The following is a 20,105-nucleotide window of genomic DNA, read 5'->3' as shown; positions in this document are numbered from 1 at the left end:
TCCTCAACTGACGGTGCCGCCAACCTACGGCGGGTCCGAGCGCCCCGAATCCTCGTTGCGGAGGAACGGAGAACCACCGATTGGTCGCGGTCGCGGAAACTGCCCGTTGGCCATAACGTACACGTACGGTAAATTGTCCACCACCGAGTTGGGAGAACGATGACCGGACGGACCCGCGCACCGCGCGGCGGGCTCAACCGCGCGACGATCGTGCGCGCGGCACTGGAGCTGATGCGCGCCGAAGGACTGGATGCGGTGACGGTGCGCGCCGTCGCGGCACGGCTGGACGTGCGGCCGATGGCGCTCTACACGCACGTCCCCAGCAAGGACGACCTGCTCGCCGGCGTCTTCGAGGAGTTGCTCGGGGAGATCGAACTGCCCGACCCGGCCACCGCCGGGCTGCCGGGGCTGCGCGCGCTGATGGTGCGCTTGTTCCACCTGCTGGTGGCCAACCCCGAACTGACCAAGGTCAGCATGGGTCGGCAGTCGTCCGCGGACCGGGAAATGATGTTCAGCGAGACGGTCTTCGCGATCCTGTTGTCAGCCGGGACGAGCAGGCGCGAGGCCGTGGGCACCGCGGCCACGCTCATGCGGTACACCCTGGGCTCGGCCGTGATGTACCCGTACGGCCAGCAGTTCGACGAGGACCCGCAGCACTGGCCGAAGCTGCGCGCCACACTGACCGAACTGCCCGCGGACCGCTACCCCGCCATGCACTCCCTGGCCGACGACCTGCCCGAGTTCACCCAGCAACAGGCGTTCGAGTACGGCCTGGACCTGATCCTGGACCGGGTCGAGCCGTGATCACCAGCGCGCCGGGCGGCGACCTGTTCTCCCTCGCGGGCGCGATCGACGCCCTGGTGCGCGCGCCGGTGACGATCGAGGACCTGACCGGCCGGGTGCTGGCCTTCTCCGGTCATCTGTCCACTGCGGACGAACCGAGGGTGCAGACCATCCTGAGCCGCCAGGTACCCGAGTGCTACCGGCGGGTCCTGGAGGAGCGCGGGATCCTCACCGAGATCTACCGCAGCCGCGAGGCCGTCTACCTGGAGCTGGCCGAACTGGGCGTGGCGCGGTTGGCGGTGGCGGTCCGCGCGGGCGAGGAGATCCTGGGCACGATATGGGCGGCGGTCGGGAGTCGTCCCGAACCCGCCCGGACACGGGCCTTCGCCGAGTCCACCGAGTTGGTGGCCCTGGCCATGTTGCGGCAACGGGTGGACGCCGACGTGGAGCGCAGGCTGCGCACCGAACTGGTGGCCACCACGCTGGACGGCGGCCCCGAGGCGTTCGAGGCGGCCGGCAGGCTGGAGCTGCCAGTCGGGCCGATCACCGTGCTGGCACTGGGAATTCGCAGCCCCGGACTGCCCAGGGCGCAGGCCGAGGCGGACCGGCACCGCCTTGCCGACGCGCTGTCGGTGCACCTGTCGGCGCTGCACCCACAGGCGGTGTGCGCCCCGCTGGGCACCCTCGCCTACGGCCTGCTGCCGGTGCCCGCCGCGTGCGGGGACGCCGAGTCGCACGCCCAGCAGGTGGCGCTGGAGTTCCTGCAACGCACCGGGAGCCGGACCCGCTGTGCGATCGGCATCAGCCGGGTCGCCGGGGACGTGGCCGAACTGGCCCGGTGCCGGGTCGACGCCGACCGCGCACTGCGGGTCGCCTGGCAGGAGGGCGGATCCCGGCGGGTGGCGCGCATCGGCGAGGTGTATCCCAGGGCGCTGCTGCTGGAGTTGTCCGACCGGGCACGCAGCGAGCCGCAACCACCGACCGGGCCACTGGCCAGCCTGCGCGCCTACGACGCCCAGCACGCAGCACAGCTGGTGCCCAGCCTGCGCGCCTGGTTGGACGCCTTCGGGGACGTCAACGCGGCAGCCGCTGCCGTGCACGTGCACCCGAGCACCTTCCGCTACCGGTTGCGCCGGATCCGCGAGGTCGGCGGGGTGGACCTGGCTGACCCCGAGCAGCGTTTCGCGATCATGCTGCACCTGCGGCTGCCACCCGGCGGGCCGTGAGGGTCAGAACCCGCTCAGCACCGTGGCGGCCACGACGAAAACGCCCACCAGCCAGTTCCTGGTGAGCTGCCAGACCGTGGGCCTGCCGCCGGTGTCCTCGCGCACGAAGCGCAGCCCGGTCAGCGCCTTGCCGAGGCTGGCCCCGGTCAGCCGCTGCACGAAGATCCGGTGCCCGATCGAGCACAGCAGGAAGCCGCCGATCGCCCCCACCGCCCAGAGACCGGACAGCCGAGGGCTGTGTAGGAAGGCGGCAGTGACCCCGAAAGCCAGGAGCACGTGCAGCAAGAAGTCGACGGTGAACGCAAGCACGTTGCGCAGCGCCCGCGGCGAGGGATAGCGGGGGTCACCGTCACTGCCGTGCGAGGAGGGCAGCCGCTCCCCCTGCGGCGGGCCCCACTCGCGCAGGTGCCGTACATCGCGAGTGCGCACCAGGGCCACGTCGACAGTGCTCTGCTTGTCCCCCACCGGGGCATGATGCACCACACCACCGCCGGGTGAGTGCCGATACACAAATCCTGACTGAATTTTCAGTCAGTGCTATGCTCGGGCCGTGACCTGGACCAGACCGGCCGAGTGGGAGCCGCACGCCCGCACGATCATGTGCTGGCCCGCCCGGCGTCGCGTCTGGGGACTGGGCCTGCCCGGGGTCCGCGCGGACCTCGCCCGGCTGGCACGGGTGATCGCCCGGTACGAGCCGGTCACCATGCTGGCCGGGCCCGCCCAGCTCGGCCGCGCACAGCGGCTGTGCGGGCCCGAGGTCAGCGTGCTGCCGATCCCGGTGGACGACCTGTGGGCACGCGACACCTGCCCCACCTTCGTCACCGGCCCGAGTGGACTGTCCGGAGTGGACTTCCACTTCAACGGCTGGGGCGGCAAGCAGGTGCACCGCGAGGACGCGCTGGTGGCCCAGCGCCTGCTCGCGGCGGACGGGCTGCCGCGGATCCCGGCGCCGATCGTGGCCGAGGGCGGCTCGCTGGAGGTGGACGGCGAGGGCACCCTGCTGGCCACCGAGAGCTCACTGGTCAACGACAACCGCAACCCCGGCCGCGGCCGTGCCGAGATCGAGGACGCGCTCAAGCTGACCCTCGGCGTGCGCAAGGTGATCTGGGTTCCCGGCGTGCGGGGTCTGGACATCACCGACTGCCACATCGACGCGCTGGCCCGGTTCGCGGGCCCCGGCGTGGTACTGCTGGACCGACCGGCGGACGGCGCGCGCCCGGACGTCTGGTCGCGGGCGGCCGAGCAGGCGGCGGAGGTCCTGCGCGGCAGCACCGACATGGCGGGCCGCCCGCTGACCGTGGTGGACCTGCCCGCGGCCGACCCGGGCCGCCGCGGCAAGGACTTCCTGCCGTCCTATACCAACTTCGCCCTGGTCAACGGCGCGGTGATCATGCCGAGGTTCGGCGACCCCGCCGCCGACGACCGGGCCGCGGGCATCCTGCGCGAGCTGCACCCGGGCCGGGAGGTGGTCGCCGTGGAGATCGACACCCTGGCCGAGGGTGGCGGCGGCATCCACTGCGCGACCCAGCACCAGCCCGTGGGCTGAGCCTCAGGCGTCCAACTCGTTGGCGACCGCGGTCTCCAGCAATTCGTGCACCCGCGCGGTGGTGATCAACCCGGACAGCCAGCGCGGGGCCAGTCCCTCCACCAGGGCGGTGAGCCGGACCGCCGTGTCCTCGGCGATGACCGCCGCGGCGAAGCTGCCCTCGTCCTGACCGTTCGCGATGGCCTGCTCCAGATCACCGACCCAGCGGCCGGTCTGCTCGCGCACCACCTCGCGCAGCTCCCGGTCGAACACCGAGGCGGCCCGGAGCTCGCCCCACACCGCGGAGTTCTCGATGACCGCGTCGGTGTCCTGGAACTCCAGCTGCAACTGGTCGATCACCCGGTCGCGGGCGGTGCGCCCACCTGGGGCGTCCGCGTAGCCGAACGCGCGCTCGCTGACGAACTCCACCACGGCCGCGAGCAGGCCCTGCCGGTTCTTGAAGTGGTAGTAGATCAGGGCTGTGGAGGCCTCGGCCTCGCGAGCCACCTGGTCCACCCGCAGCCCGCGCACCCCGCGCAGGGCGATCATCCGGCAGGCGGCCTCCAGCAAAGCGGTCCGACGATCACCAGTAGCGCTCACCCGTCCCACTCTGTCACGTCCCTCGCTGGCTGACCGGATTTTCAGTCAACCGGGTCCCCTGCGCGAGCCAGCAGGAACGCCCGCTCCCGCTCGTTGCTGGTCAGCCCGGCGGCGCGGGTGAACTCGCGGCGCGCCTCCTCGTCCCGGCCCAGCTTGGCCAGCAGGTCACCGCGCACGCTGGGCAGCAGGTGGTAGTTGTGCAGCGCGGGCACATCGGCCAGTTCGTCCACGAGCGCGAGCCCCGCCGCGGGCCCCCGCGCCATGCCCACCGCCACCGCGCGGTTCAGCTCCACGATCGGCGACGGGGACACCTCGGCCAGCAGCCCGTACAGGGCGGCGATGCGCTCCCAGTCCGTCTCCTCAGCGGTGCGGGCCTGGGCGTGGCAGGCGGCGATCGACCCCTGCAACCAGTACGGCCCCAGCGGCCCGCCGCAGTCCTGCGCGCGTTGCAACGCGGCGAGCCCGCGCCGGATCAGCACGTGGTCCCACCGCCCGCGGTCCTGGTCGAGCAGCAGCACCGGCGCGCCGTCCGGGCCGGTACGGGCACGGGTGCGCGAGGCCTGGATCTCCATCAGGCCGACCAGCCCGTGCACCTCGGGCTCCTTCGGTACGAGCTCGGCCAGCACCCGGCCCAGTCGCAGCGCCTCCGCGCACAGCTCGGGGCGCATCCAGTCCTGTCCCGCAGTGGCGGAGTAGCCCTCGTTGAACACCAGGTAGATCACTTCGAGTACCGAGGCCAGCCGCGGGCCGAGCTCGTCGGAACCGGGCACCTCGAAGGGCACGCCCTTGCTGCTCAGGGTCCGCTTGGCGCGCACGATGCGCTGCGCGATGGTCGGTGCGGGCACCAGGAAGGCCCGCGCGATCTCCTCGGTGGTCAGCCCGCCGAGCAGCCGCAGGGTCAGCGCCACCCGGGCCTCGGTGGACAGCACCGGGTGGCAGGACACGAACACCAGCCGCAGCAGGTCGTCGCCGATGCTCTGCGGGTCCGGCTCGGTCGGCTGCGCGTCCAGGTCACGGGCCAGCTCGGCGACCTTGTCCCGCAACCGCTCGTTGCGGCGGAACAGGTCGATCGCCCGCCGCTTGGACACGGCCATCAGCCAGGCGCCCGGGTTCTTCGGCACGCCCGAGTCCGGCCACTGCTCCAGGGCGGCGACCAGTGCGTCCTGGGCCAGTTCCTCGGCAAGGCCGACATCGTGCACCAGGCGCGCGAGCCCCGCGATGAGCCGGGCGGACTCGATCCGCCAGACCGCGTCGATGGCCTCGTGGGTAGCGGAGGTCGTCACGGTGACCGATCAGATCACCCGACGGCCCGGTCGGCAACGGGTCAGGACGGCTCCCCGGACTCGAACACCTGACGGACCTCGATCACCGCTCCCGGCTCGCACGGGGATCTGCGTGCCCAGGCCACGGCCTCCTCGCGGGACTTCACGTCGATCATCCAGAAGCCCGCGACCAGTTCCCCGCTCGCGGCGAAGGGCCCGTCCACCACCGTTGTGCCCTCGGGGGTGAAGTGCACGCGGGCGCCCCTCGAACTCGGGTGCAGGCCCTCCGCGGCCAGCAGCACGCCCGCCTTGACCAGCTCCTCGTTGTACCTGGCCATCTCGGTGAACAGCCGTTCGCTGGGCGGCTTGCCGTTCTCGGTGTCCTGGTCGGACTTCACGAAGATCATGAACTTCACGGCGGGCTCTCCTGTTCGGCCGGGAGCGGACACCACTGCGTCGAACAGGGCAGACCCAGATCGACACCGCACCCGAACCTAGCGGCTCGCCTCGGAACCTTGACCGTGTCTCGCCGGCGACCACCCAGCCGCGCCAGCCGACGCGGTCCGTGTCATGAAAGTGCCTTGGGTTCAGGGGGTGGTTGCAACACCGCTTGTGATCGAGTGGAGTTGTGATGACTGGACGGGCCCAGCTACCCCGCGCTGTGCGGGTGAGGTTTTGGGAGGTGGTCCGGGCTGGTCATGCGGTCCGGCCCGCGTCGGGGATGGTCGGGGTCAGTCATGAGACCGGGCGGCGGTGGTTCCGGCAGGCTGGCGGGGTGATCGGTAACGCGCCCCGCCCACTGTCGAACCGGTTCCTGTCGTTGGTCGAGCGGGAGGCGATCTCCCGCGGGATCGCCGCGGGTGACTCGTTCGCCCGGATCGCGGCGGGTCTGGGGCGTCCGGCCTGCACGGTCAGTCGTGAGGTCGGTCGTAACGGTGGGCGGCGGGGGTATCGGGCGGTGGCCGCGGAGCGGGCCGCGAGGGCGCGGGCCCGGCGGCCCAAGGTCGCGCGGCTGGCCTCCGACCCGGTCCTGCGGGGCTGGGTCCAGGCCGGGCTGGAGCGGGGTTGGTCACCGGAGCAGGTCGCTGCCACGCTGGAGACGACCTTTCCCGACCGGCCGGAGATGCGGGTGTCGCACGAGACGATCTACCAGTCGATCTACGTCCAGGGCCGGGGCGCGTTGCGCCGTGAGCTGGCGGCGTGTCTGCGGACCGGGCGGGCGCTACGCCGCCCCCGCCGGGCCAGCGGTGCGCCCGTCTCGGGGGCGGGCCGGATCCCGGGCATGGTCAGTATCTCCGAACGTCCCGCCGAGGCCGCCGACCGGGCGGTGCCCGGGCATTGGGAGGGTGACCTGATCCTGGGGCGGGGTAACAGGTCCGCGATCGGGACCCTGGTCGAGCGTTCCACCCGGTACTGCCTGCTGCTGCACCTGCCCGACGGGCATGACGCGGCGCGGGTGCGGGACCGGATGATCGAGACCATCCGGTCCCTGCCCACGCACCTGTGGCGGTCGTTGACCTGGGACCAGGGCAAGGAGATGGCCCGGCATGCCGAGATCAGTCTGGCCACCGACCTGGCGATCTACTTCTGTGACCCGCACTCACCCTGGCAACGTGGCTCGAATGAGAACACCAACGGGCTGCTGCGCCAGTACTTCCCCAAGGGCACCGACCTGTCCGCGCACTCCGCGGAGGACCTCGCACGCGTCGCGGTCCTGCTCAACGGCAGGCCCCGCAAGACCCTGGGCTGGATCACCCCCGCCGAAGCACTCCAGCGGGTACTGTCCGGCAAACCCCCCATTGCAACCACCACATGAACCCACCTGCCGTTCAGGACACTGGATGTCCCAAAGGGCACTTTCATGACACCGCAGCCTCGGCCCGGACCGGATACCAGGTCAACGATGCGCGACACTCCAGCCGAACCTAGCCCTGCCCCGGCTGCCGCTGGGGGCCGGTCGGCGGGTGCGGCGGCGGGTTGTCCCGGACCTGCTGCTGGGCCTGGCGCAGCTTGCTGACCGTGGCGGCGTAGCGCAGCTGGGCGTTGTCCCGGGGGAAGCGCGCGGGCTTGGCGAAGCGGAACGCGGAGGTCATGTCGCCCACGGCGGCGCGGCGCCAGGCACTGATGTGCGGTTCGGCCACACCGAACCGGCGCTCCAGGAAGCGCACCAGCGAGGAGTGGTCCAGCGCCTCGGAGCAGACGTAGCCGCCCGCGGTCCACGGGGACACGATGACGGTCGGCACGCGGAAGCCCAGGCCGATCGGCACGCCCCGCACGAACTCGTCCGGGGTGCCCGCGGGCGGGGTCGGCGGTGGCACGTGGTCGAAGTAGCCGTCGTTCTCGTCGTAGGTCAGGATGAACACCGTCTTGGCCCAAAGGTCCGGGTTCGCCGCGATGGCGTCCAGTTTGGACGCGATGTACTGGGCGCCCGCGGCGGGCATCCAGTTCGGGTGCTCGGTCTGCGCGGACGGGGCCACCAGCCAGGACACCTGCGGCAGCCTGCCGGTACGGGCGTCGTGCTCGAACCAGCCCGCCGACCTCTTGACCATGCCGTTGCGGTACAGGGGCGAGGACTTCGGCGCCTCGGCGAACTGCCGGAACCAGGCCAGCGCGTTGTCGTCGTAGTTGTCCTCCTCCTGGTACACCTGCCAGCTGACCCCCGCCCTGGTCAGCCGCTCGGGATAGGTCTCCCAGGACAGCACGGGGTTCGCCGAGGACATGTAGTTGTGGTACGCCGGGCCGCCCGCGGTGCCCTGCGGGTCGATCCAGCCGCTCCACATGTAGAGCCGGTTCGGGTTGGTCGGGCCCAGTACCGAGCAGAAGTAGTTGTCGCACACCGTGAACGCCTCGGCCAGCGCGTGGTGGAACGGGATGTCCTCGCGCGTGTAGTACGCCATGCTGTTGGCGCCCTTGGCCTTGATCCAGTTGTCCATCCGGCCGCCGTTCCAGGCCGAGTGCTGGTCGTTCCAGTCGTGCGGCAGGCCGGGGGTCTCCTGCGCGCTGGTCACCGCCGTGTCGTAGCGGAAGGGCAGCAGGTAGCCGTCGGGATGGCCGGAGTAGGGCTGCTGGAACACGGAATCGCCGTTGGGCAGCCGCATCGCGGTGGGGTCGGCGAAGCCGCGAACCCCGGGCATGGTGCCGAAGTAGTGGTCGAAGCTGCGGTTCTCCTGCATCAGGATCACCACGTGCTCGATGTCGCGCAGCCCACCACGCGCAGTGGCCGGGGTGTCGGCCAGCGCCCTGCGCAGGTTGCCCGGCAGCACCATGGCGCCCAGCGCCGCGGCGGCACCGGCAGCCAGCACCCTGCGGCGGGTCAGCATGTTGTTCACCTGTGTGCTCCGAACTCCACGATGCGGCTGTTTCCGTTGTCCACCACGAAGATGTGGCCGCGCCGGTCGAGGGCGACACCGAGCGGGAAGCGCAGGTCGGTGCCGAACTCGCAGCGGAACGGGCCGGTGGGCGCGAACTGGGCCACCCAGTCGTAGTCGGGCACGGTGACCAGCACCGTGCCCCCGCCGTCCACCGCCACGTACGCCGGGTTGGACAGGCCGCCGTACTTGCTGTGCTGGCCGTAGCCGAAGACCGCGGCCACCGTGCCGTCGGCGGCGTAGCGCACCACGGAGTCGTTGCCGCTGTCCGCCTTGCCGTTCTGCACCACCCACAGCTGGCCCTTGGCGTCCACGGTCACGCCCTGCGGGGAACTCATCTGCGCGGTGATCGACCCGAGCAGCTGCCCGCTGCGCGCGTCGAAGCGGGCCACCCGCTGGTTGCGCGTGTCGGCCACGTACACGTGCCCGGACTTGTCCACCGCGATGCCGCGCGGCTTGTCCAGCACGCCAACGCCGAACTCCCGCAGGTAGCCGCCCCACCACGCGAAGACCGCGACCCGGTTGTTGCCCGTGTCGGCCACGTACACGGTGCCGGCGTCGTCCACGGCCACGTCCTGCGGCTCGGCCAGGCGCCCGCTGAGCAGGCGTACCGGCAGCCCGTTGGCGGTGAAGGCCTGCACGCGGTTGTTACCCGTGTCGGCGACCCACAACTGCCCGAGCCGGTCCACGGCGAGCCCCTCCGGGCGGGCCAGCTGGCCGAGACCGCGGCCGGGGCTGGCCATGCTGCCGCGCCGCTGGGGCTGCTCCACCAGCGGGGCGCCGGGGCGCACGGTGAAGCGCACCGGCTCGGCCAGCGAGGTGTAGCCGTCGTCGTAGAGGTAGAAGGCGATGTAGTTGCCGGGGCTCAGTGCGCCCGAGGGCAGGAACACGGTCCCGCTCGCGCCCGGGGAGTAGCGGTACGCGGTGGACGGTCCCACATAGGAGCCGTTGATGGGGCCGTTGCCGGGATCGGCGTAGAGGCCGACCCAGTTCTTGGCGCTGACCTTCTCCTGCTGGGTGCTGTAGCCGAACATCAGCTGCTCGCCCTGCTCCACAGCGGTCGAGCTGACGGTCAGGGTCCCTGTCGATGGCACGGCCGCAGCTTCACCCGATCGTGGCGGACATGTCCACCTCGGACTGGCCAAGTCGAAGAATGTTCATCCACGCTTCGACCGCTCGTGCCCGGCTGCGCGATCGTGATCGATCAACCCTATTCTTGCCGGGTGGCCAAGGCGTTGCTCCCGATCGTGCTGATGGTGGTGGTACTCGGCGCGGTCGCCGGGCTCGGCGTCGTGCTGGGTCTGGGCGGCGCCGCCGTGCTGGCCGCGCTCACCGCGATGTTCTGCATGATGGCCGCGTTCGGCGGGGCGCTGTGGCCGGACCTCAAGCTGCTGGCCTGGTTCGCGCCCGCCGTGGTGGCGGCCGGGGCGGGGCCGCGCCTGCTCGCCGAGGTCTCGCAGCCCGCCGCGATCGTCGCGCTCACCGCGGTGATCTTCCTGACCTCGCTGCTGCCCACACTGGGCCCCCGGTACGTGACGGCCGCGGTCGGGCTGGGCATGGCCTCGCTGTTCGGCTACGCCTTCCAGTTCACCGGGCAGACCGGCAACGGCCAGGTGCTGGCGGCCCCGGCGCTGGCCGTGGCGGTGGTCATCGTGCTGCGGGTGGCAAGCGGGCTCGGCGACCCGACCAAGCCGACCCGCACCGCCGTGGCCGACCTGCTCGCCGCGCCCGAACCGCACAGTCCCGAGACTGCCGTCCGGGCTTGGCGCAGCGACGGCAGGCGGCACTGGATCGGCCAGGTGCTCGACGGCACGCTGCGGTACCGGACCTCGCTGGGCCTGCTAACGGATCGCTTGCAGCAACTCGACGACGGCCACGCCGCCGAACTGACCGCGCTGCTGGACGAGGCCCGCGCCGAGGCGCAAACGCTTGCCGACGCCGTGCGGGCCAAGCAGCCGCAGGAGATCGCCGGGCCGGTGCGCGGGCCGCTGCCCACGGGGTTGCCCGGGCAGACGGCGCGCGTGGTGGAGCGGATGCGAGCCGGGCTCGACGCGGTACGTGCCGCCGTGACCGAGCGCGGTTCGAAGGCGCTGGCGGTACACGCCACGGCCACCCGCTTCCCGGTGGAACTGGTGCTGTCGGCGCTCAACCCTCGCTCGGGCCAGTTCCGGCACGCGCTGCGCTGCGCGCTGGGCGTGCTCGTCGCGCTGATGGTCGCCTCGCTGCGGCCGGGTGATCCGCTCGTGCCCACGTTCCTGATGGCCGTGTTCGCGATCATCCAGCCGGAGTGGCAGGCCAGCGCGACCCGCGCGTGGCAGCGCACGGCCGGTGCGGTGCTCGGTGCGCTGCTGATGGGACTGATCGTGCTCGTGGCCCCGCAGGGTGCGTGGCTGGTGATCGGCGTGGTGTCGATGATGGTCGGCATGACCTTCCAGCAGAGCAAGCCCATCGTGTTCAACGCGTGCATGGTGCTGATGCTGGTCGGCATGTACAGCACCACCAAGCACCTCGCCCCGGACCGGCTGCTCGTGGAGTACCTGGCCGCGATCGCGCTGGCCGTGGCGATCGGCCTGCTGTTCGGCTTCGCCGTGGTCCCCGGCAAACGGCGCCCCAGCGCCGAGGAGCGGATCTCCGCGGCGGCCGGTGCCGTGCGGACCAGCCTCACCCGGTTGACCGATCCCGTCACCGAGGACGAGGCCGCGCAGCGCAAGCGCGGACGGGCCGTGGTTCGCCGGGTCAACGACCTGCTCACCGAGCCCGGCACCGGACGCGAGACGCCTGCCGACCAGGCACGGCTGGCCGAGGCCGCGCAGTCCATGGGTGAGCTGCTGCGCGGCGTGGCCGGCCTGCTCATGCACCGGGCCGCCGTGCCCGAGTCCGCCGACACCACGGCCGCCGCCCTGCGCTGGGTCCGCGACGCCGTCGACCCCGCCGCCACGCCCGACCCCGACCAGTTGGCCGCCAGCACCCAGGACGCCGACGAGGAACAACGCCTGCTCATCGACGCCCTGGCCGAGGACGCGCTGCGGCTGCGGCAAACCCTGTGACGTGAAAGTGCCGTTCGAGGCATCCCCGCGCACAGCAGGTGTGCACGCGATCAACCAGGGCTGAACGCTATACGTTGCGGCTGCCGCCGCCCGGGGCGTCGACGTTCCAGGTGACGATCCGGCGCGGCCGGAGCCGGATCACGTCCTGGCTGAAACCCGGGATCAGCGGCCGTTCGACGCGCACGAGTTCTGCCACACCGCGGATTTCCACACCCCGGCCCCGCTGCCCGCCCGGCCCGACCGGGTGCGGGGCGTTGTCGTCGACCACCAGGGAGACCCGGGGATCGGCCTGGATGTTGCGGTACTTCCGGGACGCGGCGAGGTCCGGGCCGCCGATGTCGATCGTCCCGGCCCGCTCGTCGACCCAGAAGGCCACCGGATGGTTCTGCGGCGCCCCGGCCGGGCCGATCGTCGCCAACCGGCCCAGGTCGCGGTCGTGGAGGTACCGTGCTTCGGCTTCTGTGAAGATCATGAGCACAGTCTGCGACCTCGACCAAAGTGGAGGTCAACTCGTGCTCACCCCGGACGTGTCCGGGGTGAGCACGCAAGACCGCGTACCGCCCGCCGCGGCTCAGTGGCGTCGCGCGGTCGTGGACACGGGCTCAGCCCTGCTTGGGCGCGATGAGGACCGCGGTGCCGTAGGCGCACACCTCGGTCCAGGTCTCGCCCATCTCCGAGGTGTCGAAGCGCATGGCGATGACCGCGTTGGCCCCCTTGGCCCTGGCCTCGTCGCACATCCGCTCGATCACCTCGTGACGGCTGTCCACCAGCGCCTTGGTCATGCCCTTGAGCTCACCGCCGAAGATGGACTTGATGCCCGCGCCCATCTGGGACACCGCGTTGCGCGAGCGCACGGTCAGGCCGAACACCTCGCCCAGGGTGCGCACCACCTCGTGCCCGGCGATCTCGTTCGACGTGGCGATCAGGATCTCCTGCTGGCTGTCCACTGGACTTCCCCTCACTTGCCCGAGACGACTCCGACCGCGATACCGAGGATCGCGGTGTTGTAGAAGAAGGAAAGCACGCTGTGCGTGAGCACCCGCATCCGGACCGCCGAATCGCGCACCTCCACGTCGGACACGGCGAAGGAGGTGCCCAGGGTGAACGCGAAGTAGGTGAACTCCAGGAAGGTCGGTGACTCGGTGCCGGGGAACACCATGGCCCGCTCCGGCAGCCGGTCGTAGTACAGGTGCGCGTACCGCTCGGCGTAACCGAAGTGCAGGATCAGCCAGGCCATGATCACCGCGGGCACGCCCTCGACCTTGGCGAGCAGGTCCAACTGGGCCAGGTCGCCGGTCAGCACCGGGAACAGTGCGATGTTGAGCCCCGCGCTGATCCCGGTGATGCTGGCGAGCAGGGTGAACACGTACCCGGCCCGCCTGCCGAGCAGGCCGCGCAACCACTGCTGGTCCCCCGGCCTGCTGCGGCGGACCCGGATCCAGCGGATCAGCAGGTACACGAAGGCGACGAGGTCCCAGCAGGCGATGATCACCAGGTCGGTCACCGCCGAGTCCTCGAACGGCAGCAGCGTGGCGGCGCCCAACAGGATCAGCGTGAACTCGACCAGCCGGGAGAAGGCCCTGCGCAGCACGACTGTCCCTACCTGATCGGCCGAGCGTTGATCTCGGCGGTGACCTCGCTCAACGAGCGCTGGACTGAGGGCATCGGCGCGGTCGAGCCGTCGACGGGGATGTCCTCGGCCTTGTCCGTTGCGGCACAAGCGGTTCGCCGCGCGGGCAGCGTGCCCGCCACCAGGTAGGCGTTGACGGCCTGGTCCACGCAGGCGTTGCCGGTGGAGGCGAAGTGACCGTGCGTGCCGTCGTCGAGCACGCTGATCAGCGGCTCGCGCAGGCGCACTGCCATGGCCACACCGTTCGGGTAGGCGGTCTGCGTGTCGCCTTCCCCTTGCACGACAAGGCCTGCGGGGTACTGACGAGCACCGATGGCCACCATCGGATCCCGGCCCTTGGTGAACGCGCAGTTCTTGGGCGCCATGAAGTTCGCGGTCAGACCGTACGGGAAATCGCGGGCGATGCGGCGCATGTCCGCGTAGTAGCTGTCCACATCGGACGGCCAGTGCCAGTCACAGGTCACCGCCGGGTAGACCCCGTCAACGTTGCGCTCACCGCGCTGCGCCGACTCCTTGCCGACGATCTCCTGCACCGCAGCGGTATCCACAGCGCCGCCGTCCAGTGCGGGCAGCAACTTGGCGAGGTTGCGCGCGAAGGGCGCCCACATCGCGCGGTACCGGGTGCGTTCCCCCACCTTGGCGTCGAAGGTCGTGACATCGCTGAGCGCGCCGAGCCCGCGCTTGGCCAGCACGGTGGCGAAGCGGTCCAGGACCTGTTGCACGGCTTGGGAACTGCTCCCCAGGTGCAGGCTCTTGTCGCGCTGGGCAACCCACTGCTCCCAGGCGGCCAGGTTGTCCTTCAGCGTGGCGACCGTGTCGTAGTCCTGTTCGTGCCAGGTCTTGCCGGGGTCCAGCGCGGAGTCGAGCACGCTGCGGTCCAGGTGCTCGGGGAACAGCTGGCCGTACATGGCACCGAGGAAGGTGCCGTACGAGTAGCCCAGGTAGCTGATCTTCCGCTCACCCAGCACCGAGCGGATCAGGTCCATGTCCCTTGCGGTGTTCATGGTCGTGACGTGCTGGCGCAGTTCACCGCCCACGCGGGCGCAGTTGGCCTCGACCTCCTTCGCGTACTGGCCCCACAACGGCAGTTCCGCCTCGGTGGGCCGGCTCGTCACGTCCGGGAACCCGGTCCGCCCGCACAGCAACCGGGTCGAGGCCCCGACCCCGCGCGGGTCCATGCCGATCACGTCGTACACGGCTCCGGCGGGCTGCTCGGCGAGGATCGTGGCCAGCCCCAGCCCTTCGCCGCCCGGCCCGCCGGGATTGGTCATCAGCACGCCACGGCGCTGTGCCCGGTCGCGCGCCTGCCTGCGGCTGATCGCCACGGTGATCAGCTTCCCCTCCGGCGCGCGGTAGTCCATCGGCACCTGGACCGAGGAGCACTCGACTCCCGCCTCGGCCAGGTCCGCCTCGGCACAGGCCGCCCAGGTGATCTTCTGGTGCAACAGGGCGTCCAGGCCGTGCGGTTCACCCGCGAACGCTGGCGTGACAGCACCGGCCAACAAGATCGTGACAACAGCTGCGACCATGCGCATGCGAGATGTCCTCCAGTGCACCGGCGGCCAGTGATCCGCCGCGATACTAGGGCGGCGGATGATCAGCGGCTAGCCGAGGAGTCCGGCGTCCCGGGCCAGCATGGCGGCCTGCACGCGGTTCGCGCAGGACAGCTTGGCCATCAGCCTGCTGACGTGCGCCTTCACCGTGCTCTCCGTGACGTTCAGCGCCGCGGCGATCTCCGCGTTGGAGTTGCCCTGCCCGACGAGCGCCAGCACCTCCAGCTCACGCCCGCTCAGCGCGGACAGCAGTTCCCGCGCCCGATCCGCCTTGCCCGCGCCGATTTCACCGAACCGGGTGAACAGCAGGCGAGTGACCCTCGGCGACAGGATCGCCTCCCCGGAGGCCACCACGCGGATCGCGGCCAGCAGGTCGGCCGGGGCGGTGTCCTTCACCAGGAAGCCCGCGGCCCCGGACCGCACCGCCCGGTACACGTACTCGCCGAGCGCGAAGGTGGTCAGGATCAGCACCGCCGTGCCCGGCGAGGCGCGCAGCACCGACTCGGTGGCGCTCAGCCCGTCCACCCCGGGCATCTGCACGTCCATCAGCAGCACGTCGGGCCGGTGCTGCTCGGCCAGCAGCACGGCGCCACCGCCGTCGGCGGCCTCGCCCAGCACGGTCAGGTCCGGCGCGGTCTGCAGGATGCCGCGCAGTCCGTAGCGCACCAGCGCCTCGTCGTCCACGATGCCCACGGTGATCACGGCCTGCCTCCCAGCGGGATCCGGGCCCTGACCTGGTAACCGTCCGAAGTGGACCCATGCACCAGCACACCACCCAGCAGGCGGAGCCGCTCGGCCACAGTGGACAGTCCACTCCCGCTGCCCAGCGCGTGCGTGTCCGGCAGGCTCGTGGGCACCTCGTTGGCGACCAGCACGGTCAGCACCGTCGAGTCGGAGCGCACGGTGACCGCCGTGGGCACGGCACCGGCATGCTTGTGCACGTTGGTCAACGCCTCACGCACCAGTTGGTGCACCAGCGCGGACACGGCGGGCGGCAGTTCGTCGGGCTGCCAGTCCAGTTCCACGGTCAGCGGCAGACCCGCCTGCACCGAACAGCGCAGCAACGCCTCCAGGCAGGACCCCGCGTCCTCGGGCTGGGCCGGTTCGCCGTCGAGCACGCCGATCACGCGGCGCAGGTCGTGCAGGGCGGCGCACCCGGACTGGCGGATGACCCCGGCCCGTTCCGCGGCCTCACCTCCGGCCAGTTCAATGGCGCCCGCGTTGAGCACGATCAGGCTCAGCTTGTTGCCGAGCAGGTCGTGCACCTCGCGCGCGATCCGGGTGCGGTCCTCCAGCACGGCTCGCTGCGCGGCGAGCCGCTGTTCCTGGCGCAGCACCAGGATCAGCCGCCGACTGCGGCGCACGTACAGGCCGAACAGGCTGGGCAGCGCGAGCACCAGCGCGGTCCAGGACAGCCAGCCGTCCAGGTCCAGGTCCCCGCCGGTGCCCAGGGCGAGCGCGGCGCCGATCGCCAGCAGCCCCAGGCCCGAGGGCAGGAGTGGCCCGAACCGGCCCGCGGTGTAGGCGGCGCAGATCATCGCCCCGGCGGCCACCGGGTGGAACTGCTCGGCCAGCGGCAGCGAGCAGGCCACGTGCAGCGCGCCGACGGCCAGCAGCACCGGCAGCGGGAAGCGGCGGCGCAGCGCGAGCAGGGCGGCGGCCGACAGCGCCCAGGCCAGGTGGTCGGCGCCGCCCTCACCGGCGAACAGCAGCCCCCAGACGAGCAAGGCCAGGCAGTCCGCGAACAGGTCGCGACGACGGGCGGGCTGGTCGTACCACCAGGCCCGCATGCGTCCAGCGACTGTCCACATGCACTTCCCCGAGTCTTGCTCACACCCTGTCGGGTGTCAGCCTACCGGGGGACTCGGCTCACGCTGCTTGCGGAACACCCAGAACCGCGAGCCGGTGTAGGTGAAGGCGGCCACGCAGGCCGCCGCGATCACGCGTGCGATGCGGAAGTCCAGTCCCAGCGCGGAAAGCCCGGTGGTCACGCCGAGGGTCAGCCCGTAGTCGCAGGCGATCACCACGGCGTAGCGGGCGGCCTGACCGCCGACCGGGGCGTGCGAGCGGAAGTTGACCGAGCGGTTGAGCACGAAGTTGATGGCGAACGCGGTCACGTAGGCGATCGAGACGGCCACCGGCAGCGGCAGCGAGGTCCAGCCGCGCAGGGCGGCCAGCAGGGCCAGGTCGATGGAGAAGGTGAAGGCGCCCAGGATGGCGAAGCCGACCAGTTCGCGGGGCAGCAGCTTGCGCAGCGGCGCGGGCAGCTTGTCCACCCAGGAGGTCAGCAGATCGCCGGCGCGCTCGGCGAGGCGTCGGCGTTGTTCGGTCTGCACCACACCATGCTGCCCGGTGTGCGGGCCCGATCACGGGCGGTGGCCGGGCAGTTCGCCAACTGTTCGGGGAACCGACACCGGACTGCTCCGTTCGGGCGATTTAGGTCCGCGCGGAGTTAACGACCGCACTCCGGCGGTGGACGTGCAAGAGCGGCACATCCCCACAGGGAGGCGGCAGGCATGGCAGAGGGAACGGTCACCTGGTGGCACGGCGGCAAGGGGTACGGCTTCGTCTGCCCCGACGGCGGCGGCCCCGACCTGACTGTCTACTTCACCCAGCTCCGGGACGGGCTGACCAAGCTCGTCCAGGGCGACCGGGTGTCCTACGAACTGGTGACCACCAGCAAGGGCCCGCTGGTGGTCAACGTCCGTACCGCGGTCGATCACGAACGGAAGTAGGAGGCCCCGTTGATGTCGATGATGGTGCCGCTGGCGAACTCGGCCCCGGGTGAGGCCAGGTAGAGCACGGCGCCCGCGACCTCTTCGGCCGTGGCGACGCGGCCGAAGGGGCTCTGCGCGCGGATGGCCTCCGCGTCGGGGCCGGTGAGCAGGTCCTCGGCCATCGCAGTGTCGATCACGCCGGGGGCCACGGCCGTGACCGAGATGCCCCTGGTCCCCAACGACTGGGACAGGGTCTGGGTCAGCGCGTGCAGCCCCGCCTTGGCCGCGCCGTAGCCGGGCATCATCGGGGTACCGCGGTGTGCGCCCCGCGACCCGACGTTCACGATCCGCCCGCCACGCGGCAGGTGCCGCACGGCGCAGTAGATGAGGTTGGCCGGTCCCAGCAGGTTCGCCCTGGTCATCAGCTCGAAGGACTCGTGCCACTGCTGGTAGGTGCTCTCCAGCACCGGGTGGTAGGGCTTGACCAGGCCCACGCTGTTGACCAGCACGTCCAGCCCGCCCAGCAACCCGACCGCGCCCTCGACCAGGCCCTCGGCCTGAGCGGGGTCGGCCGGGTCGGCGCCGAGCACGTGGTGGCCCTCGCCGGGCAGTCCGGAAAGGACCTGCTCGGCCCGCTCGCGGCTGGTCACGTAGTGCACGACCACGCGGTCCCCCGCCTCGGCGAAGCCCCGCGCGACGGCCGCGCCCACCCCGCCGGAGCCGCCGGTGACCAGCACAGCCCGTCCTGTCATGCCTGTTGCCTCCTGAACTCGGTGACCAGTGGGGAGCGGTAGGCCCGCGCCAGCTCGCGCAGGAAGTCGATCTCGGTGTCCAGGTGGCCGCCGCCAAGGTGGGCGATCCTCGGCGGTTCGGGCTGCGGCTGCGCGCCCGCGCCCCGGCTGGCGATGGCCGTGGCCACCCAGCACGCGGTGACCGCCGCGTCGACCTGCTCCTGCGGCACGCCCTGGGCCGCGACGTGCTCGCGGGCCCGCCGCAGCAGGGCGGGCGGCACGTAGTTGCGCAGCACCAGCAGGCCGTCCCGGATCTCGATCACCATCCGGTAGATCCGCATGCCCGGGGCGGTCAGTCCGCGCGTGGGCGGCACCAGCACCACGCTCGGCACGGCCAGCGAGATGTCCCGCCACAGCGGGGTGAGGCGGCGCAGGGTCAGCAGCGAGTGCACCGGCCGCAGCAGTGAGCCCGAGGAGGCCACCAGCACGCCTGCCGCCAGGAACAGCGCCTCCACGCCGGTGACCGGGGACAGCAGCTGCTCGGCCGGTTCCCAGCCGGTGACCAGGTAGACCGCGAACAGCACCCACAGCACGCAGGCCAGCGCGAGCCCTGCGGCGAACGTGGTCAGCCCCAGCCGCAGCGGGCGTTCGTCCGCGCGGCGGCCGTTGTACCAGCAGACCGCCGCGCAGGTCAGGTCGGAGACGAACAGCACGCTGAAGTAGATGATCCAGTACACGGGCAGCGGCCCGTCCTCGCCGACCACGTTGCGGGCGTGCGGCGGGGACACGGCGTCGATGTAGAGCAGCACCCCGGCGACCACGGCCGCCAGCGACAGGATGCGCAGCACGTACCGGGACCGGCCCGAGGCCAGGAACACGAAGCAGAGCAGCGCGGCGGAGTCGGCCGTGGCGAACACCTGCCTGGCCAGGTCGATGGTGTGCGCGTCGCCGATGACGCGCTGCAACAGGACGTCCACCCCGTCCAGGCGCAGGGTCATCGCCACCGCGATCGTGGTGATGGCCGCCCACAGCGCGCGCTGCCGGGGCTGGCGCAGCGCGGCCGGTGCCTTGACCAGGGCCACCAGCCACATGCACGCGATGCCCAGCAGTTCCAGCCAGCCCATCAGGTGCTCGGGCTGCGGTGGTAGCCGATCGCGCTCTCCAGCCCGGCCACGATGCCGCGCAGCGGGGAGGGCGCCGACAACCGGCCGATCGTCTCCAGCACCAGCGTGGCGATCATCTCCGCCTGCTGCTCCTCCACATTGGAGTACCGGATCCTCGGCAGGTAGCCCACCACCTGCTCCAGCCCCACGTCCTCGATCATGCGCATGAGCACCCGGTTGTCCTCCAGTACGGAGTGGTTGTGCTCGCAGAGAATGTGCCCGACCTCGTGCAGGATGATGTGGTCGCGGTGGATCGGGCTCGTGTCGCTCTCGAAGCAGATGTGGTCCGCGCTGTCGGTGGCCACCCACATGCCGCTGGGCGCGCCGAGCGAGGTCAGCCCGCTCACCGGGTGCAGGCGCAGCGTGCGGCCGCGGCGCCGTTCGATGCCCGCGCACAGCCGTTCCACGTCGAACGGGTCCGGGATCTCCAGCTCGCGGATCATGGCCCGGCACTGCCTGCGGAGTCGGGCAGGACTGATCTGGTGACGCACGAAACCCCC

22 protein-coding genes are annotated in these 20,105 nt (G+C 71.4%); 6 read left to right on the top strand and 16 right to left on the bottom strand.

Features of this window, described 5'->3' with window-relative positions:
• Nucleotides 1-159 precede the first annotated feature (159 nt).
• The gene (locus KALB_RS11405) at nucleotides 160-804 is read left to right on the top strand and encodes a TetR/AcrR family transcriptional regulator (RefSeq protein WP_025355852.1); all 645 of its coding nucleotides are present in this window, start codon (nucleotides 160-162) and stop codon (nucleotides 802-804) included.
• Nucleotides 801-2,009, top strand: coding sequence for a PucR family transcriptional regulator (locus tag KALB_RS11400; protein WP_025355851.1), 1,209 nt, complete (start codon nucleotides 801-803; stop codon nucleotides 2,007-2,009). Before KALB_RS11405 ends, KALB_RS11400 begins: the two co-directional genes overlap by 4 nt.
• A 3-nt stretch (nucleotides 2,010-2,012) precedes the next feature.
• On the opposite strand, the gene KALB_RS11395 is transcribed toward KALB_RS11400, so the two are convergent.
• Nucleotides 2,013-2,474 carry an RDD family protein gene (locus tag KALB_RS11395; protein WP_025355850.1) on the bottom strand — a complete coding sequence of 154 codons (462 nt, stop codon included), beginning with the start codon at nucleotides 2,472-2,474 and terminating at the stop codon, nucleotides 2,013-2,015.
• A gap of 85 nt (nucleotides 2,475-2,559) precedes the next feature.
• On the opposite strand from KALB_RS11395, the gene KALB_RS11390 reads away from it, so the two are divergent.
• The gene (locus tag KALB_RS11390) at nucleotides 2,560-3,555 is read left to right on the top strand and encodes an agmatine deiminase family protein (RefSeq protein ID WP_025355849.1); all 996 of its coding nucleotides are present in this window, start codon (nucleotides 2,560-2,562) and stop codon (nucleotides 3,553-3,555) included.
• A 3-nt stretch (nucleotides 3,556-3,558) separates the two neighbouring features.
• Here the strand turns inward: KALB_RS11390 and KALB_RS11385 are convergent, their stop codons facing one another.
• Genes KALB_RS11385 through KALB_RS11375 form a run of 3 tightly spaced genes read right to left on the bottom strand, consistent with a single transcriptional unit; the run spans nucleotide 3,559 to nucleotide 5,803 of the window.
• Nucleotides 3,559-4,134 (bottom strand): TetR/AcrR family transcriptional regulator, encoded by a 576-nt coding sequence (locus KALB_RS11385; RefSeq protein WP_030109744.1) that lies wholly within the window; start codon nucleotides 4,132-4,134, stop codon nucleotides 3,559-3,561.
• A gap of 41 nt (nucleotides 4,135-4,175) precedes the next feature.
• Nucleotides 4,176-5,417, bottom strand: a complete 1,242-nt coding sequence (locus KALB_RS11380) for an RNA polymerase sigma factor (protein WP_025355847.1) — start codon at nucleotides 5,415-5,417, stop codon at nucleotides 4,176-4,178.
• A 41-nt stretch (nucleotides 5,418-5,458) separates the two neighbouring features.
• Entirely contained in the window at nucleotides 5,459-5,803 is a 345-nt protein-coding gene (locus tag KALB_RS11375) for a YciI family protein (RefSeq protein WP_236650335.1), read from the bottom strand.
• Nucleotides 5,804-6,027: 224 nt separating this feature from the next.
• Between KALB_RS11375 and KALB_RS11370 the strand changes: the two genes are divergently transcribed.
• On the top strand, nucleotides 6,028-7,212 hold the full coding sequence (locus KALB_RS11370; RefSeq protein ID WP_030111998.1) for an IS30 family transposase: 1,185 nt from the start codon (nucleotides 6,028-6,030) through the stop codon (nucleotides 7,210-7,212).
• 109 nt (nucleotides 7,213-7,321) lie between these two features.
• On the opposite strand, the gene KALB_RS11365 is transcribed toward KALB_RS11370, so the two are convergent.
• Both KALB_RS11365 and KALB_RS44810 read right to left on the bottom strand, forming a co-directional pair.
• On the bottom strand, nucleotides 7,322-8,716 hold the full coding sequence (locus tag KALB_RS11365; RefSeq protein ID WP_030109293.1) for a phosphocholine-specific phospholipase C: 1,395 nt from the start codon (nucleotides 8,714-8,716) through the stop codon (nucleotides 7,322-7,324).
• A gap of 5 nt (nucleotides 8,717-8,721) precedes the next feature.
• On the bottom strand, nucleotides 8,722-9,858 hold the full coding sequence (locus KALB_RS44810) for an NHL repeat-containing protein (protein WP_236650226.1): 1,137 nt from the start codon (nucleotides 9,856-9,858) through the stop codon (nucleotides 8,722-8,724).
• 129 nt (nucleotides 9,859-9,987) lie between these two features.
• Between KALB_RS44810 and KALB_RS11355 the strand changes: the two genes are divergently transcribed.
• Nucleotides 9,988-11,811, top strand: a complete 1,824-nt coding sequence (locus tag KALB_RS11355; RefSeq protein ID WP_025355842.1) for an FUSC family protein — start codon at nucleotides 9,988-9,990, stop codon at nucleotides 11,809-11,811.
• Between the two features lie 67 nt (nucleotides 11,812-11,878).
• On the opposite strand, the gene KALB_RS11350 is transcribed toward KALB_RS11355, so the two are convergent.
• The 7 genes from KALB_RS11350 to KALB_RS11320 form a co-directional block, all read right to left on the bottom strand.
• Nucleotides 11,879-12,283, bottom strand: a complete 405-nt coding sequence (locus KALB_RS11350; RefSeq protein WP_025355841.1) for a PPOX class F420-dependent oxidoreductase — start codon at nucleotides 12,281-12,283, stop codon at nucleotides 11,879-11,881.
• A 130-nt stretch (nucleotides 12,284-12,413) separates the two neighbouring features.
• Nucleotides 12,414-12,758, bottom strand: coding sequence for a YbjQ family protein (locus KALB_RS11345; protein ID WP_236650225.1), 345 nt, complete (start codon nucleotides 12,756-12,758; stop codon nucleotides 12,414-12,416).
• Nucleotides 12,759-12,769: 11 nt separating this feature from the next.
• Nucleotides 12,770-13,402, bottom strand: a complete 633-nt coding sequence (locus KALB_RS11340) for a DUF1345 domain-containing protein (protein WP_025355839.1) — start codon at nucleotides 13,400-13,402, stop codon at nucleotides 12,770-12,772.
• An 8-nt stretch (nucleotides 13,403-13,410) separates the two neighbouring features.
• Nucleotides 13,411-14,976, bottom strand: a complete 1,566-nt coding sequence (locus tag KALB_RS11335) for an alpha/beta fold hydrolase (RefSeq protein WP_025355838.1) — start codon at nucleotides 14,974-14,976, stop codon at nucleotides 13,411-13,413.
• Nucleotides 14,977-15,045: 69 nt separating this feature from the next.
• Entirely contained in the window at nucleotides 15,046-15,696 is a 651-nt protein-coding gene (locus tag KALB_RS11330; protein WP_025355837.1) for a response regulator, read from the bottom strand.
• Complete coding sequence (locus tag KALB_RS11325) at nucleotides 15,693-16,784, bottom strand: sensor histidine kinase (RefSeq protein WP_025355836.1); 1,092 nt, start codon at nucleotides 16,782-16,784, stop codon at nucleotides 15,693-15,695. The genes KALB_RS11330 and KALB_RS11325 overlap by 4 nt, the downstream gene beginning before the upstream one ends.
• Before the next feature lie 57 nt (nucleotides 16,785-16,841).
• Entirely contained in the window at nucleotides 16,842-17,330 is a 489-nt protein-coding gene (locus tag KALB_RS11320; RefSeq protein ID WP_025355835.1) for a GtrA family protein, read from the bottom strand.
• Nucleotides 17,331-17,510: 180 nt separating this feature from the next.
• Here KALB_RS11320 and KALB_RS11315 point away from each other — a divergent pair, with 180 nt between their 5' ends.
• Entirely contained in the window at nucleotides 17,511-17,729 is a 219-nt protein-coding gene (locus KALB_RS11315) for a cold-shock protein (RefSeq protein ID WP_025355834.1), read from the top strand.
• Here the strand turns inward: KALB_RS11315 and KALB_RS11310 are convergent.
• Genes KALB_RS11310 through KALB_RS11300 form a run of 3 tightly spaced genes read right to left on the bottom strand, consistent with a single transcriptional unit; the run spans nucleotide 17,714 to nucleotide 20,048 of the window.
• Nucleotides 17,714-18,463, bottom strand: a complete 750-nt coding sequence (locus KALB_RS11310; RefSeq protein ID WP_025355833.1) for an SDR family NAD(P)-dependent oxidoreductase — start codon at nucleotides 18,461-18,463, stop codon at nucleotides 17,714-17,716. The genes KALB_RS11315 and KALB_RS11310 overlap by 16 nt on opposite strands.
• On the bottom strand, nucleotides 18,460-19,566 hold the full coding sequence (locus KALB_RS11305) for an MAB_1171c family putative transporter (RefSeq protein WP_025355832.1): 1,107 nt from the start codon (nucleotides 19,564-19,566) through the stop codon (nucleotides 18,460-18,462). The genes KALB_RS11310 and KALB_RS11305 overlap by 4 nt, the downstream gene beginning before the upstream one ends.
• Complete coding sequence (locus KALB_RS11300; protein ID WP_042220323.1) at nucleotides 19,566-20,048, bottom strand: hypothetical protein; 483 nt, start codon at nucleotides 20,046-20,048, stop codon at nucleotides 19,566-19,568. Before KALB_RS11300 ends, KALB_RS11305 begins: the two co-directional genes overlap by 1 nt.
• Nucleotides 20,049-20,105: the final 57 nt, after the last annotated feature.

This window comes from Kutzneria viridogrisea DSM 43870 (assembly GCF_000525635.1).
Classification (GTDB): Bacteria; Actinomycetota; Actinomycetes; order Mycobacteriales; family Pseudonocardiaceae; genus Kutzneria; species Kutzneria viridogrisea.
The sequence above is the reverse complement of the archived record's forward strand: the minus strand, read 5'-3'. Positions and strand labels throughout refer to the sequence as shown.